We start from the raw sequence: 16,565 nt of genomic DNA on the forward strand, positions 1-16,565 counted from the left end.
GAAAGGCAAAAATAAGCAAATAGTACGAGTTACTGCAATTCTTTCATGTAAGTAAGCTGATAATCCGGTAAAAGTTCCGGATGAAAGATTTTAATATAATCTTTCAGGATCAAATCTGCTCTTACCACCCCACTTTCAAAGAAATCATTGGCTTTCAGTTTTTCTTTTCCTGCTATGGTGTAAATTTTTCCTTTATTGAATACATCCAGTTTTCCGTAGAAAGGATTCATCCCCAACATTTCTTTTTTTGAGGTATGACTTCCTGCATTCACCCAATACTGAACACCTCCAGCTTTGGCATATACTTCTTCAAAACTCATCGTCAATGCCTTTTCATCTTTATTGTCCTTCATGATATAATTGGCATTGGCATCTGAAATATAATGGGCAACAGAGGTATTTCCACCTGGAAGATACCATACATCCCCGTACATTTCATTAGCCAGTACCACAGGTTTTTCTTTGGCCTTTGATGCAAGCTGTTTCAGATCGTTATAATTTTTTTCAACTTCCTGATATTTCGTTTCTGCTTCTTTTTCTTTTCCTAAAAACTCTCCGAAAAGTTTAATATAGGCCGTTTTTTCCAAAGGCTTCTGCTCCATGTATTCATCCAGAAATATCACCTGAATACCATTGTTTTTTAGCAGTTCGTAAGTATTGTCAAAGCTGGCAATATGATTGGTAAAAATAGCATCCGGCTTCATGGAGATAATCTTCTCTACATCATATTTCTGCTCGCTTCCTACGTTCTGGATTTTTCCTTCTTTAAGCATATTCTGAATTTTTTCTGAATAAATATATTCCGGGCTGGAAACTCCTATGATTAGATTTTCTGCTCCAAGCTCTGAAATATACCCTGCCATACTTGCATTCAGCAGAATTATTTTCTTAAATGGAGTTTGATTTTGTTTAAAATGATAAGTGAAATTCCCCGATTTTAGCTCGAGGGTACCTTCGTGTTCTTTAAATTGGGTACGGGCAGATATATTTGTCCAGTCTGAGGACGAAATTTTTGATTCTCTTTTACAAGCTGTTAACGCAAAAACCGTAAATAAAAGTAAAATTCTTTGTTTCATCTTTCAAAGAACGGAAAAAAGTGCTATATTTGCAAACCTTTAAACAACAAGGTAACACAAGGCCTCGTGGCGCAACTGAATAGCGCATCTGATTACGGCTCAGAAGGTTACAGGTTTGAATCCTGTCGAGGTCACAAACAGCCAAAAGGCGCCAACTAAAAACAGTTGGCGCCTTTTATTTTTCTTTTTAGAGTACCAAACACCAGCTTCTATGAGCGTTTGAAATCTGACACTAAAACATAATCGTTATAAATTCATTTTTATTAGATTCAGTTCAAAATTCGTTTAAAAAAATATAGAAATATCTTAATAAAAAATAGCACCACTGCAATTGCGGTGGTGCTATTTTTGGTCTACTGACACAAGCTACATATTCTGGATCCTATATTCATTAATAGCCCCAGCCTACATCGTTATTCTTTATAAAATTACATCACTAATAATACTATCATCATCAAAATTTCTTTCAAAATTACGAAATACATCAATTTCTCCTGATGAAATTTTTTCATCGTTTAATTCAAAATCCTCATTGATATAATTTCGAGCCTTAATTAATTCATACCATTTTCGAGGTAAAACGAAATTGTCATAATAGATATATTCCTGAAGTAAATTAGTGAAAATAAAATCTCCATCTGTAAAATATGTTAAAGAAAATCGGTTCAAGAGTGTAAGCATTTAGTCGTCTGTAAGAAGTTGAAACAATTGCTGGACAACTCTCTAAATAATTACACAATTTATTTCTAATTTCTGATGTATAGATTCCATTTTGTTGAAAGTCTTTTATTGATGGGAATTCGTTATCATTCTTACCATCAAAGTGAATAATTTCTTCTTTAAAGAAAGAAATTCCTCTATAATTCCATGATATGTAATTCATATTAATAAAATTATTCTCGGAAACAAATCCAATCATTTGATTGTTTATCAAACAGTTACAAACATTAACGCGTCCGTAGCATTTCTGGATGGTGAATTTCCAAAGCCCAAGAATCTACCAACTCTTTGCAGCCAATTCATTTTTTTGCCTTTAAGCACGATCTCTTCTATAACACCTTCATATATACTTAATTATTAAGAAGTATAACTTTTCTTATTTTATGCCTTAATTCTTGACTAAATTTTTTATTATTTTTAGCTGTAATCAAAAGCTGTATAATATTACTGTTTAAACATTCCATTTTAATAATAAAATATAAACATAAATTTAACCAGTAATCTTGGTAGTGATCAATAATATCTTTCAAGATTAGTTCTATAGAAAAAATATCGGAAAGTAATATATTATTTTTATTAATTAGCATTGTTAACTGTTTACTCACCGTTTCTATATGTTCAAAAATTATATAAAAAGGATAACCATGGAAATTATTCATATTAATATTTGTGGTTTTACCTTCGTAAACTATTTTCCAACAATTACCACAAAAATAACACTCATAATTAATCTCTGATATATATATTATTCTTATTTCCATATTGCATGATTAACTTTTAGACCTGTTTTCTGTTCCATGTAGTTTACAAATTGTTTTCTGATTTGATCATTCCATTTGTGTCCATAATGTCCAGAACTTTCATCTGTAATTATTGTATTTCCTTGTCTTTTAAACATTCCTCCCACATAATTCCCTTTTTTATTTAATGAAAGAACTAACCTTTGGTGGGGGGAAACCGCCGCTTCTCTACCATGAGGCTTTCCTACTACAAAAGTATTTGAATCAGCATCAAATACGAACTCTATCATCGTACCTTCTTTTGGAAAATCATTTTCTTTAGCTTTCAATGCTTTACTCACAATCTCAATTCGTAGGAAAACCTCTAAAATATATGCAAAACTTTGCTTGTAAAACCATTTCCACATTGATGACATTTAACCGTCTTATTCTCTTCACTAATCATTTTCAATTTCTTATCTCTTAATCCAAAATTATTTGGATATATTAACACCGGGTCAACAGATAAAGCTCCTTTATATACTTTTCCACAGCTAAAACATTTCAAATTATTTAAAAAATAAGTTTTAACAGACGTTTCAAAATCTATATCCTGGAATGTATTATTTTCTACTTTTAAATCTACATTAGTAATATCAGTATAATCTATCCAAAACAGATAATCAAGCATGAAAACTCCCTTCTTATAATACTCAGTAAAAACCGGACGACATACTTTCAATAGTTCATCAGGAAAAACATATTTTTTAGCATCATTAGAAACAAGTATATTATCATTTATTTGATAGTCAAAATTATCCCAATAAATAAACTCTGTATTCTCTGCTATAATTAATTTAGTCATACTTCTTAATGGGAGTTATTATTTTGGATTAACATACCATTTTCCAAGCTTTTTATACGAAAAAATATTATATATCAACATTTTAGCAAAATAAGCAGGATAATAAGAATCTATTCTTGCGATCAAGGTTGTATTATCATTTTTTTTAACAGCAATTATATTCGTTTTTGGATACTCCCCGTTTATTTGTTTAAAATTTTCAGCATTGTATTCGTTTGACACATTATTCATTTCAATAAAAAATACTTCATCGTAATAACCGTCCATTATAGATATAATGCGGTCTGTCGTAATTAAAAAGTAAGAATTTTTAAGATCACATTCCATAATAGGCAGCTCATTTACTAAGAGTATAATATCAGATCTAAAATAATCATCTCCTATTATCTTAGTATGAATTTTATCATTAAATGTAATCCAATCACATTGTTCTTTATCCATACTTTTTAAAGTAATTTGAATTGCTAATTGTTTAAACTTTCTTATTGCTTCCATTATTTTATCTTTTTCCGATGTTACAATAATAGACTAAAAATTAGCCAGTTCACTTTAAAATGTCTTTACCGGCAGTATAATAGTAACCAAGCTGGTTTTGAAACATCATTCTTCACATTTGTAATTATAATACTTTTTTGAGATACTACATTTTGGCATAGTTCTGCCTTCTTTAATCAAGTGTTAAATTGTTAAAAAAGGCCGTCTTTTTTGGACACCTCTTTTAATTTTAAGTTTATCAGGTCAGTAAACCTTAAGCATCAAGGTTCTCTCTAGACTCTAGAAATTCATTAAAAGTTTTTCTTAACAATTCTAAAGAATGATATTTTGTTGATGAACGCATTTGAATTAGTTTATACCATTGCAATTTCTCCTTGGTTTCAAAATCTTTTTGTAAAAACGCTGTAAATTCATCAAAAAATTCATTGAGCTCTTCAGATTTCGCACTATTTCCAATACTATAACCTAGAAAAAATAAATAAAATTCAATCACATCACTAATCAAGTAAACTCCACTTTTTCCGATTACATGCTTTAAAAAAATTATTTCGTCTTTTATCATATTATTGTAGAGTTATATACTTTAATTTTTGAATTAATTTATTTTATTTCAAATGCTTTGCATTAACCATTCTTTGATAATCTTAAGAAAGATGTTTATTTTATTTTTTGAATTACTATATTTTTTGATAATTAAAACTCTAATAAAAATTCTTTATTTTCCTCATACATTTCTTTTATTAATTGTGAATGATTACTGATAATTGTATCAAGTTCACATCCACACCATGGGCAATATTTTATACCTACTTCTCCTACATGTAAAATTCCTGTTTTGTCATCACTATCCTTGTTTCTATATTGTTGAACGAAAAAAAAAGTTTTATCATAGCTATCCTTTTTAACTAAAATTGAAAATCCACTTTGTCCAGCATTATTGATAGCTGTAAAAAGTCCATCACAACAAAAAATATTATTTATCATTTTTATAAGTTTTTTACAGCTTACCAAATAATTTTAAATCCATTAGGACCTCGTTCAATATTCTTATCATATTTCACCTACTAATCTAAGAACTAGACAGAGCATCATGATTCTTAAAAAACTCTTCTAATATATCTAAAAATTTATTCGTCTTTTCTATTTCAGATAAATCTTTATTTACATGCTCAAACTGTGCGAACCAATTCATATTCGGAGCTTTAAAATTAGTTCGGTTTTGATACCATTGTGAAATTTCTCTTTCAAAATCTATATTATAACTAAATCCTAAACTATAAAAAACACCTTCAAAAAAATGGATATAATCTTTTAAAACAGCATTAGCTCCATTAAAAAAAACCATACCAGGGTGCCTTTTTATAATATGTATTAATTCTATAATCTTTGTTTTCATATATATTATTTTACTGTTCTTTTAGAAACAATTTCGGGACAATTCTCTAAATAATTACACAATTTATTTCTAATCTCTGATGTATAGAATCCATTTTGTTGAAAGTTTTTTATTGATGGGAATTCATTATTTATTCTCACCAGTAAAGTAAATAATCTCTTCTTTAAAGAAAGAAATTCCTCTATAATTCCATGATATATAAATCATATTATATTTTTAGGTGATAGTGAAACGAGAATTTACAAAAAATAATTTTCATTTTGTAAATAAGTAAAATCAACTGTTTTCGTTTCAAAAATATCAAATCAATACATCTGATACGTTACTGAAATCAATTTCACCCTTAAAAATCCTTTTTATAAATATTTATTCCCTGATCTCCCATAATTAAAAAATATTTCTGTGTTTTTGAAAATCCACAATACATATATCCTTCATAGCTCATCTCATGAAGCTGAAAAAACCATGATTTTCTTGTTTTATAATTCATTAATCTCGGTATCTTGAAATTATTATGGATATTATTTATTTCTAATTTCCATTCATTATCTGAGGTTAATAAATTTCCTCCACCTCCTCTTAATCCAAAAACATCTACAATCTCATTTCTTTCTTTTAATGAATACTTTAAATTATCTGCAGAAAGATTTTTTTTAAAATTTGACTCATAATCTTCCATAGTAATATTTTTATTTTCTATATCATATAAAAAAATACCATCACCATTTACAATTAAAAGATCATCATTAGCTAACCACCCTATGAGAATAGATGAGTTCAATTTTAGTAATGTGTAAAAACTCCATCCTTCATTTAACTCTACTAACTCTTCGTATAAAAATTCGCTATCGAGTCTTGTTTGTAATACATCTTTAATTTTCATAATATTATTTAACTTTTATTATTTTACCACTTCCTCGTTTCTGCCATTTTAGGAAACCATTAATTTTAGAGGAATGAACACCAATTCTATTATATCCTCCTACCACATTGGCATCAGAGGCAGAAATACTTTTTAGCCCTAATTCTTGTGGGTGTTTAATTTCTAAAATTTTATCTGCATATTTAGAATTAATTTCAAATTTTGTTATTGTACTTCCCTGCTTATTTCTGGCATAATTTAAAGCAGCTGTCTCGTCACCCACAAACATATAAACTGTCTTTGGTTTACCATTCATGGAATTATAAATCACATTATTAGCACCATCCAATTCTAAGAATTGACCAGTTCGCTGTACTCTGTAAACAGATGTTGTTTGTGGTGTAAGAGCTCCAGCTGTCACTAATCCATCGGCGAAAAGAATCGCATTAAATGTAGCATTTTGACCTTCTTGTGCTCCCATTGTATTACCATCCCATTTAGTCATCCTAGTAGCCAGTCCATTATAGTCTCTTTTATCAGAAAGAGGATTAACATTTCTTAGCAAGTTAGCGGCATCAAGACCTCCATTAATAATAGGTTTAATTACTAACCCAAACATATCTGGAGAAGAAGGTTGATAATCTCTATAAGCTTGCGTCCATTGTCCTAAAGTATTGTGAGTTCGTCCAGAAGGTGCTTGAGACATTGTTGGGATTGTTCCTGCCGTTGCATTTCTGGATGGTGAGTTTCCTAAGCCCAAGAATCTACCAACTCTTTGCAGCCAATTCAATTTTTTGCCTTTAAGCACGATCTCTTCTATAACACCCCCTTCATATACTTTGTTAACGTTCGGTCCTCCAGGCTCTCCTATCCTTTCCCCCATCATCCCTGTAGGGTCTGTATAGTTGACAGGATCATTCCATGTATAGGCATATGGAGACATGGTGATTTCTACCAATGGATCTACCGATAGCCAGAAGCTTCTTTGCGGATCATAATATCGTGCTCCATAATAATACCATCCCGTTTGAGAATCAAATTCTTTGCCGTTGTATTTATAAGGATTATTATACTCATTATTGGATAATTCCATCAATGGTTCTCCGAATGGCATGTATTCATACCAGTTTGTGATTTTAGATACGCTATTTGTTAGTACTGAAGAGCTTCCTAAGTGATCCGGATGTATCCAGTACATTTCTGAACTCAGGATTTCCGGAATCGTCTGTCCTGTTAAACATCCATCAGGATTACTGTTAATGATTTCATCCAGAAATGCACAGAAACTTCCACCACTGTTCAGCACATCACTATATTTGTTCAATAAACTCTTATAACAGGAATCTTTCTCAGGATCCTGGGAAAAATCATTAATAAGCTGCTCAACGACATAGGCACAATCCGGATCGTTCACTAAGGTATTAGACGGAGAGGTATATGTCCCTTGTGTATCTGCGTTGGGAACCCAGACAATCTGCGGATACTGAGCCTCAACAGCAATACCTTTAACTTCTTCTTCCAAAACATGACGCAAACCAGAATAAGTACTAGTGTCTTCAATTTTAAATCTATGTGTAGGTATAGCGCTTACTCTTGTTGCAATTCTCTGTCCGCCAATGTAATAATGCTTACTCATTGATTTTTCTCCAAGTACCATATACCCGCTCGGATAATAAGTATAACTTCCCATCTGGGTAGTTTTTTCAGGATCGTTTCCATTAACATACATTTTCTTGGAAACACCATCACTTTTTAGCACACGTTCACCTCCTGCATCATACACATAATGACTTAAAACTCCTCTTTCACCAACAGCTTGCAAATTATTGCTTTCAGACCAGAATAAATGCCTGTATAAATCTGGTTTTCCCGCAACAATAATATATAACTTATTCAAATTTCCATTAACATCATAAGTAAACTCTTCTGCTCCATCCGATGGAAATACATTCCCGGTACCGCAGTCCATAGGAGCGTTGAAACCATAATTCCTTTTATATTCAATTCTGGAAACCGCATTAGGATGTCCCAGGACATTATAATAATATTTTGCATCTTTCCCCTGGTTGCTTGGATTCTGGCATGCAATATTATTCTGGTAAGATTTTAATCTATAGTTTTTAGAATCGATATTTCCTACAGCATTATAAGCCATATCCAGTTCATAATACTGCGTATAATCTTTCCCGGTAGCTGTAATTTTGGAAGACTTTAGTCTTCCAAATGTATCATACTGATAAGACTTCTGGCTGGCTGCAGTCATCATGCTTGCCGGGAAACTTCCTGACATTGGTGTAGTACCCGAAACATTCAAAACATTCCCGTTTCTATCAAAAGTATATTGATTTCTGCGTATCTGTGTTCCTGTGTTATTATAAAACAAGGATAATTCCGCAAGCCTTCCCCAGGCATCATAATTATAATTACTTTGTGTAGTATTTCCAGCAGCAAATGAAACCATCTGATCTCTGTTATCATAAGTAATAGTGCTTACGATAGGCACCAACGGTTGGTTTACCGGGCTTTTACTGTATATATTTTTTAATAATCCCGCTTCATTATAATTATAGAATACTTCTTCAGCGTCCGGATACGTTATTTTATTAATTCTGTTATATACATCATATACAAAAGAAGTTTTGAATAATTTAGGGGTATTATTGGGCGCTACAACTACTCTTGTATTTTCTCTGACCTGTCCTAAAGCTGTATATTTAAATGTCTGAAATCCTGTTTTGTCAAGCTGGCTTACCAAACGTCCAGCCGAAAAATCTGATGCTCCTGCGATACCGTATTCATACCTCACAAAATCATTGGGAGCAAAATCAATCCGCATCAGCCTGTTATAATCGTAAGAATAGGTTACGCTTTGCCCTGCTGCCAAAAGTAAAGCATTGTCTGAACTTGTCAATTTCCCTGTTCGGTCATATTTATAGTTTGCTACACCAGCATCTGGCTGTATCACTTTGATTTTTCTTCCCCAATTATCATACTGATAGGTCGTGGTATCATTATTTTGATCCTTAACCTGAACTAACTGACTAAGAATATCATATTTATTACTTACCCATAAGTTCTGCGTCCCATCCGTCTGCTTAGCTGATGTAGTGCGTCCTCTTTCGTCTGTATAACTCACGGAAGTATTTCCTAAAGGGCTTATCGTCGTGCTCATAAACTGAGTTACTCCATCTCTATCGGCCCCGAATCCGTATTTATATTCAGTAATCAGATTTTCCAGTCCATTGTTGGTTTGAACATTATTCTGGGTAGACCTCAACGGACGATCCATATTGTCATAAGTTGTTGACACAAATATTTTTGCCGCAAGGTCTTCAGTGTTTGTATAATCATCATACGTTTTCAAAGAAGGAATAATTGTACTTGCATTTGTACTTGTGGTCACTTTATCTCTAAGAATTGTCTTTACAGGTCTTCCTAAATTATCTTTAATCTGGAAAACATTATTAGCATAAGAAAATTGAGTTCCGGAGTTCTTAAATAATTTTTTAACAGCCAATTCCTGTCCCCATACTGTAGTGAATAAACTGCTGAAATAATTCAGATCAGGAATAACATTATTTACTATGGGAGCTTTTCTCTCTGTAATAGCTACAGGAATAATTTGACTAGGATAATAATAAAACTTCATCGTCCAGTCATCATCAACGGGGGATTTATATTGAGTAATCCTTCCAAATGAATCATAGTTATAATTAGAACTTACTCCATTAGCATCCGTAATAATAATTGGTACACCTAACAGATAATTGGCATCGTATTGAGTAGAACTTGATAAATTATAAGAATCCGTTACCTTAACCATATAAGCATGATAAGTAGGATCATATTCAAATGTTTTTGAGAATCTTTGGTTATTGGCCGAAACCGGCTCTGTTACTTTCAGAAGATTACCATAAATATCATACTCCATATCAAACTCAGCAGGCTGCCCATCTATTGTTTTAGAAACATTTGTTACATTGCGATTGGCATCTACTTTAGAAGTGGTAACCCTTGTAATGCTTCCAGCAGTAACAGTATTCTTACTAGGAACACCTACAATATTTTTCGAACTGGGATCATGATATTCTGTTTTTACAGAGATATCATCCGAGACTGTTCCCAGAGAGGTTCCTCTATCAGTATATGAGGTTACGTTCCCATATTTATCATACTGATCTACTGTAGATATTAAAGTCTTACTATGGCTGGTACTGCCAACAACTTCCGTCGTTATATTTTCAGTTTTATAGAGTAATGGAATAACCCTGCCGATATCTTTATATTGAGGTTCAGCCTGCCCTTCTGATAATTGATACCCGGTATTGGATAACTGATCAAAGTATCTGTATGTAAAGTTAGTTTCAGAACGTTTTTTGCCATTAATATCTAAAAGGTATGAAGATCTTACCAGTCCTTTTTTATAAAAATACTGCCTTACTTTTGTATCATTATAATTTACAAAGAAATCACTGGAATTAAAGTTAGTTTCATACTCTGTAACATGAGTCTGATGAAGGGTAAAAGCCTGCCCCTCTGCTCCTCCATATGTTTTTGTTTTTACAATACCAAATCCTAAAAACTCTCTTTCTCTCCTATCCTGAATTCCTTTTTCATACTCAAATGTGACCTGGGATTTAGGAATCATTCTTGGAATTCCCTGAACAATGGTATTTTTAGATACTAAATCTGAAACCGTTACCTTTGTTAATGCTAGTTTTGAAAAAGGCATCTGATAAGTACCTCCGATAAGAGTTCCAAAATTATTTTTTGTATTATAGAGATCATACTCAAGTGCCATCTCACCCTTGAGAGGATTGGTAATCCCAACCAATAAGTTTGCCTTTCCTAAACTATTGTGATATACTTTTAAATTTGCTTCATCATCAGAAATCAGCAAATCGGGAAGACCATCTGCATCAAAATCTCTTAAATCCACAGTTTGTTTACTTACAGATTTATCTTTATTATATCCAAGCCCTAGACAAACTTTTATTCCTAAACAAAAACATAATGTTCCATAAAGGTTAAATCCTGATGAATTTTGCTTGTTTTCTAATTCGAAATCCTGGCTCATCATATCATTTGTAAATGTCGTTCCTGTATTAATGAGCATTTCATAAGTACTTCCTGACCTTACAATTTTATCTTCCATCCCATCCCCATTAAGATCGATAAATGCTGTATTGGTAGTAGATCTTGATTGAGCCAATCCTACACCGATAGATAAACTTCCGTTTGGCCAGCTAAATCCTCCACCTCCAGATAAAGAGGAAGAATTGTTATTGGAAAGATCAGAGACATTCCAGTTGTGGGTTTCATTTATAAAAGTTTTTCCATTGTTAATGTATAAAGTACCGTCCGACACAAAATCCAACAACCCATCTCCATTAATATCAAACCAAACTGCTTTGCTTTTTGACTTTGCTTGTCCTAACTGCACATTTAGTCCAATTCCAACTGCATTTGCAGAAGTTGTAGTATGAGTTCCTTTTTCCCCACCAGTTTTAAATCCCCCATTTAAAGTATTACTAAATTTAGTAGGAACAGGAACTCCTAAACTAAGACCAAAGTTCGTAGTCGTATTATACATTTCTCTTTCAAATGTACTACCCGGATTCCCTAACTGACCTAACAGGTTAGTGGTCTGGATTGAGCTACCCGAGACAACATCCGGGTAACGGTCACCATTAAAATCAATAAAATGATCTTTTGTATAGTCTTTGGAAACTCCTGCATTACCGCCAATAATAAAAGCACTCCCGTACATATTAACCCCTGATCCTTTTGAATACTTAATAATACCTCTTGGATTCGGAACTGAATAACCGGGATATTGAGACTCTGTATCAGGTTCTGTAAACGTTCCTAATAAAGCAGGTTGTAAATAATATTGACTTAACTCGGCAGATTCTAGTGGAGATGAATATGTTTCTGCATCCATTTTCAAATCAATAGGGGTAAAATACCTGCTATTCATCATCTGAGTGATGTAATTCATCACGCAGTCCTGATACGCTTGTGAAGTAGGATCTCCTGTACAAGGAATGGATGGATTCTGCATATTAACATTAAAGCCACTCATACTTGAGTTAAACTCACTTTCTCTTATGGTTTCATTTTTATATTTGGAACCATTATATGAAAAACCTCCCCATCCCTGATATACTAAGCCTGTGCTAATATTATAATGAATATTATTGGCTCTATAAGCAAAATAATCTGCTTTATGTTGTGTATCAGCAAGTGAAGATGGTTGTGGCGGCTGTTCAAACCATGAGTTATATATGTTAGGATTTAACTGTGCCAGTTTTTTTGCAACTTCATAATCAGGAGAAGTAATCTCAAAATAGAATAAATGTTGCCATAATTGATCATACGCCATTCCAGGAACCCCATTCACACCAAAGATATCACAGAAATTAAGCTTTGGAATTTCCATCACATTATTTACTACATTGACTGTATTTTTAGCAAAAAAAGGAATGTCACCACCTGCATTTTTAAGCTTAAGCGAGAAAGTAACTGTAGTATTATGCAGGGTAGGAAGGTTTATGGTAAGTGGCTGACTAACACTACTTGTAAATTTTGGATAAAGCAGGAATCTACACTCAGAAAATTGAGCATATTGAGTAAAGTCCTTAGGAAGGTTATTTGTTAGTCTTTCTCCGTAAGGGTTATATTGCACCAACGCATTTGAAAGCAAGACATCAGTGGCCGTTGTTACTTCAATCTGTGGCTTCCATTTGATTTTCTCCCAGGAAACATTCGTATCTGCAGAAACATCAAAATTGAAAAATGTAACGGTAGAATCAGAAACAACCTGATTTACCAATATATTTGATAAATCTACTCCGGAAATCAAATTACTTGTCGTTGTTAATGTATTAAGACTTACTCCTTTTGGTAATTTATAATGATAAATCAGATTAGAAGCTGATGGCTGAAAAAATCCTGTTGTGTCGGTTTTAGGAACAACAATCTTATAAATCTTAAAATTAACATCATCCGTAAATACCTGATTGGTTAAACCACTCCAGGAAATCTTCACCGCACTTTTATCTGCAACAGGATTTCCTTTTTTACTCGAAGCCAAATAGCTTCCTGATGAATTAAAGCCATAATAATAATTTCCATTGGCATCTGTTGGAATTACTGTTGGATTACTTGAGAAATAACTGATTTCAGTATTAGATACAATCCTATCCTTAATTGGATTTTCTTTGGCACTTGCCACAACAAAAACCCTCTGCCCCTTTTTTACATCTACTGTTTCACTGATAGCAATGGGTTGGTTAGGACTTGTTAATGTAACCTTTGATCCAATCATTGTAGAATGTGGCGGGACATATGCAGGGTTATCTTCATAATCCTTTATCATTCCTCCCAATTCCATCCAAACGTCTACTCCATCGGTAGAATTTTGTTCTAACTGAGCATTGGTAGTCACTCTTATTTTACCATCAACAGGAGCTTCCCACATTCTCACAATATTCCCTAATAATTGTGGCCCTGTTTGTCCAGGCTCTATAATCTGTACAGCAGGCACTCCGCTTAAGATTACATTAGGTGTAGTTTCCGTGACATTCGGACCACCATCTTGCTGTGGCTCAAACTCTGGAACACCATTCCTAATTCTACTGAAATACACATCTCCATAACTAATCAAATCCGGAAGACCATCTCCATTGACATCTGAAAAATATACCGGTGTATTATTATTGGTCCAGTTAACATTTACGCCAGCAGCATAGTGTTTGTAAACAAATTCCAAGCCTGCAGAACCTATATAAGAGCTTGTTTTAGATAATGGTGTTCCGGCAGGCCAGTTTACCGAGCTATATACACCTCCGAAACTTGACATGCTATTTTTTCTGAACCATAGGCGTCCATTTCCTCCATAAAAAACTTTATCAGGTAAACCATCACCATCAACATCCATCAATTGACCCTTACCATACGTTTTATTTTCACTGTAAGAAGCATTAATTCCAAAAGTATTCTTTTTGTTGAATCCTATAAAAAAACAACCCGATCCGCTTCCAAAAGTAAGAGATCCACGGATTTTATTGATATTATCGCTAAAATCTCCACTAATAGCTGATGCATTCCCACCATTAAATGGCCCAACAGTTCCAATATCGTTTCCTGTACTATATGTTTTAGGCGGATCCTCAAAAATCCTTGCTGTACTATACGAAAACTTATGTCTGTTAAACTCATTACCATTACCATCTTTCTGTATAATTTCCGTTAAAAGTCTTTTACCGAATTGACCTATAGTTGTATTTGAAAGCTGATACTCTCTTATTTTTGTATTCGCTCGGGATACTGTAATTTTGTTTAAAATTTTAGCATCAGTAAGTTTAACTCCAAATTTATAAGTAAAAGCCCTATCTTGTCTTACTCCTGATTCGTTATCGAAACTGATAACTGTGTTATTACTGTATGTAATTGATGACAGATATTTACCTTTTCCTCCACCTTCAAAAGAATCGGTATAGTTATAAACAATAGTATTCCCATAGCGATCCGTTACCCTGCTTAAATACCAGTTTATTCTATTTCCTGAAGAATTGGAAGAAGCATTATCTGTTAAAAATTCATTATATTCCTTTTTTATACCTTCCCTATCTAATATCTCCCAGGTATATGATGATGGTGTAGATCCTTTTCTTGTTATAAACAAACCTTCTGTAACACCTGTTCTATAATAAAATTTCTTATCTCCCGAGCCTCTGACTTCCTGGAATTGAACTTTATTGGGTAAATAATCATCTTTGAATACTATTTGTTCACCTCCAATTGTATAAATCTCACTTTCTTTCGAAGGATCAAAAGCTGGAATTCCCCAACGGGTATCAATATCAATAGTCTCTACAGGAATATCCCATCCTGTTCCTGCCCAACCTGATTTATTATCGCTATTGTATGTAATTACTACACTAGGCTGAAACCCACTGGTCCCTTTGGGAATTTCAATGGGATATTGTACCACAGCCGACCCTTGTTGATTGGCAGAAGGTGGGGATATTAAGTTTATTTTAGATGTTGGATTTGCTAAAGGAGCATTATTAAAATCCGTCGAAGCAGAGGCATTTGATTCTGGACTTTCCGGCTGTTTAAGAACTCCACTGATATAATCCGTTTCACTTCCGGCTAAAGCTTTGAAAACAATATATTTTTTTTTACTATTTATACTATCCACAGAAATTGACATCCATTTTTTCTGGGTATAATCAAAAGTAAATGTTGTTATATCATTTTCATGGTATCCATTTGGAAGTTTAGATTCATCATATGGAAGATGTATAGTAGTCTCTTTTAAACTGCTATTTTTAAAACGAAATCCATAATAATCTGCACTTACATTGGAAATTGACTGATCTACCGGTGGAAGATCTATATTCCTAAGCCCAAGCACGATTCCTGATTCATTTTTGAAGATTACGTTTCTATTGGACTCATTATATATATCAATTTTAGTAGCAGTATTCTTGTTATCTTTAAAGATTTTTTCTTCTTGAAAAGTATTGTTTTTCCTAAGGAACTTAATATTTGTAATAGATTCCTTGTTTTCATTTAATGATAAATATTCAAATTCATTTCCGTGCAGCTCAATTCTTTTATTCGCAATTTCAACAGCATCAATTGATGAGTTTGGATTTACAAACCCGCGAATGTAAAGAGTTTTATCTTGATAAATTTGAGATATAATCTGATATGGTTTTTGATCCGCTATACTATTTTCTGAGATTCTTACATTCTTTATTTTATAGTAATCTCCTTTATTCAGCGTATTAAAAAGAATGAAGTTATTCCCTTTCTTTAAAAGAGTTGGATCAATATTTTCACTAATTTCACTCCATCCGGATTTTTTCATTTTGATGTATCCACCAACAGCAAAGCTTCCATTAATACTTCTTGTAACGGAATTTATATCTGAATACCCATCCACATCATATGTTAATGTGTAAGAAATAGTTTTTTTTATTTCTGACAACTGAACATTAAAAATATTATCAGAAGGATCAGCATCCCATGACTTCATATCCTTATTCCCAATTTCACCTATATATCCTGAATTTACCAAAGCTCTATTATAAAGAATATCTCTGGGCTGAACAGATAATAACTTTTTATTGATATTACTGTTTTTAGTATATACAACAGATGGGGAATCTGAAAACTGATTTACAGATTCCGAATATTTTGTTTTTTCTTCACTAGAAAAAGGTTTGAGAAAATCACAATTAATTTTGAATGGGCTAAAATTTTGATGTGTTAAAACTCTTACTTTATCATCCTTATGAGTGACTTCATACATAGTCCAGCTGCATAAAGCAAGAATAATGGGTATAAAAACCGGTAACAAATCAATATTTTTGATATTGAAGAAAAATCTTTTTCTCATGATAGGTATAGGTGGTTA

10 protein-coding genes and 1 tRNA gene are annotated in these 16,565 nt (G+C 32.8%); 1 reads left to right on the forward strand and 10 read right to left on the reverse strand.

What is annotated here, in order from left to right; all coding sequences use genetic code 11:
* Nucleotides 1-29: 29 nt before the first annotated feature.
* On the reverse strand, nt 30-1,076 hold the full coding sequence (locus KYG33_RS06795) for an ABC transporter substrate-binding protein (RefSeq protein ID WP_077416327.1): 1,047 nt from the start codon (nt 1,074-1,076) through the stop codon (nt 30-32).
* Nucleotides 1,077-1,136: 60 nt separating this feature from the next.
* Between KYG33_RS06795 and KYG33_RS06800 the strand changes: the two genes are divergently transcribed.
* A tRNA-Arg gene (locus KYG33_RS06800) sits at nt 1,137-1,210 on the forward strand.
* Between the two features lie 936 nt (nt 1,211-2,146).
* Here KYG33_RS06800 and KYG33_RS06805 read toward each other — a convergent pair.
* The 9 genes from KYG33_RS06805 to KYG33_RS06845 all read right to left on the reverse strand — a co-directional run bounded on the left by KYG33_RS06805 (nt 2,147) and on the right by KYG33_RS06845 (nt 16,547).
* A complete protein-coding gene (locus KYG33_RS06805) occupies nt 2,147-2,557 on the reverse strand; it encodes a hypothetical protein (RefSeq protein ID WP_219072903.1) in 411 nt (136 codons plus the stop codon).
* The gene (locus KYG33_RS06810; protein WP_219072904.1) at nt 2,548-2,943 is read right to left on the reverse strand and encodes a polymorphic toxin type 43 domain-containing protein; all 396 of its coding nucleotides are present in this window, start codon (nt 2,941-2,943) and stop codon (nt 2,548-2,550) included. The genes KYG33_RS06805 and KYG33_RS06810 overlap by 10 nt, the downstream gene beginning before the upstream one ends.
* Nucleotides 2,901-3,380: a hypothetical protein gene (locus KYG33_RS06815; protein WP_219072905.1), complete on the reverse strand. Its 480-nt coding sequence runs from the start codon at nt 3,378-3,380 to the stop codon at nt 2,901-2,903. Before KYG33_RS06815 ends, KYG33_RS06810 begins: the two co-directional genes overlap by 43 nt.
* An 18-nt stretch (nt 3,381-3,398) precedes the next feature.
* The gene (locus KYG33_RS06820; RefSeq protein ID WP_219072906.1) at nt 3,399-3,875 is read right to left on the reverse strand and encodes a hypothetical protein; all 477 of its coding nucleotides are present in this window, start codon (nt 3,873-3,875) and stop codon (nt 3,399-3,401) included.
* Between the two features lie 253 nt (nt 3,876-4,128).
* Nucleotides 4,129-4,437: a hypothetical protein gene (locus KYG33_RS06825; protein WP_219072907.1), complete on the reverse strand. Its 309-nt coding sequence runs from the start codon at nt 4,435-4,437 to the stop codon at nt 4,129-4,131.
* A gap of 131 nt (nt 4,438-4,568) precedes the next feature.
* Nucleotides 4,569-4,859, reverse strand: coding sequence for a hypothetical protein (locus KYG33_RS06830; RefSeq protein ID WP_219072908.1), 291 nt, complete (start codon nt 4,857-4,859; stop codon nt 4,569-4,571).
* An 85-nt stretch (nt 4,860-4,944) separates the two neighbouring features.
* Entirely contained in the window at nt 4,945-5,271 is a 327-nt protein-coding gene (locus KYG33_RS06835) for a hypothetical protein (protein WP_219072909.1), read from the reverse strand.
* Nucleotides 5,272-5,614: 343 nt separating this feature from the next.
* Nucleotides 5,615-6,154 (reverse strand): hypothetical protein, encoded by a 540-nt coding sequence (locus tag KYG33_RS06840; protein WP_219072910.1) that lies wholly within the window; start codon nt 6,152-6,154, stop codon nt 5,615-5,617.
* A gap of 4 nt (nt 6,155-6,158) precedes the next feature.
* Nucleotides 6,159-16,547 carry an RHS repeat-associated core domain-containing protein gene (locus KYG33_RS06845; protein ID WP_219072911.1) on the reverse strand — a complete coding sequence of 3,463 codons (10,389 nt, stop codon included), beginning with the start codon at nt 16,545-16,547 and terminating at the stop codon, nt 6,159-6,161.
* Nucleotides 16,548-16,565: the final 18 nt, after the last annotated feature.

Origin of the sequence: Chryseobacterium sp. D764, assembly GCF_019317325.1 — a bacterium.
Lineage (GTDB): Bacteria > Bacteroidota > Bacteroidia > Flavobacteriales > Weeksellaceae > Chryseobacterium.

Excerpts from the sequence above, each read along its gene's own strand:
- KYG33_RS06820 (WP_219072906.1), bottom strand. The coding sequence starts at position 3,875 with ATGGAAGCAATAAGAAAGTTTAAACAATTAGCAATTCAAATTACTTTA.
- KYG33_RS06845 (WP_219072911.1), bottom strand. The coding sequence starts at position 16,547 with ATGAGAAAAAGATTTTTCTTCAATATCAAAAATATTGATTTGTTACCG.
- KYG33_RS06805 (WP_219072903.1), bottom strand. The coding sequence starts at position 2,557 with ATGGAAATAAGAATAATATATATATCAGAGATTAATTATGAGTGTTAT.
- KYG33_RS06840 (WP_219072910.1), bottom strand. The coding sequence starts at position 6,154 with ATGAAAATTAAAGATGTATTACAAACAAGACTCGATAGCGAATTTTTA.
- KYG33_RS06795 (WP_077416327.1), bottom strand. The coding sequence starts at position 1,076 with ATGAAACAAAGAATTTTACTTTTATTTACGGTTTTTGCGTTAACAGCT.
- KYG33_RS06810 (WP_219072904.1), bottom strand. The coding sequence starts at position 2,943 with ATGTGGAAATGGTTTTACAAGCAAAGTTTTGCATATATTTTAGAGGTT.
- KYG33_RS06815 (WP_219072905.1), bottom strand. The coding sequence starts at position 3,380 with ATGACTAAATTAATTATAGCAGAGAATACAGAGTTTATTTATTGGGAT.
- KYG33_RS06830 (WP_219072908.1), bottom strand. The coding sequence starts at position 4,859 with ATGATAAATAATATTTTTTGTTGTGATGGACTTTTTACAGCTATCAAT.
- KYG33_RS06835 (WP_219072909.1), bottom strand. The coding sequence starts at position 5,271 with ATGAAAACAAAGATTATAGAATTAATACATATTATAAAAAGGCACCCT.
- KYG33_RS06825 (WP_219072907.1), bottom strand. The coding sequence starts at position 4,437 with ATGATAAAAGACGAAATAATTTTTTTAAAGCATGTAATCGGAAAAAGT.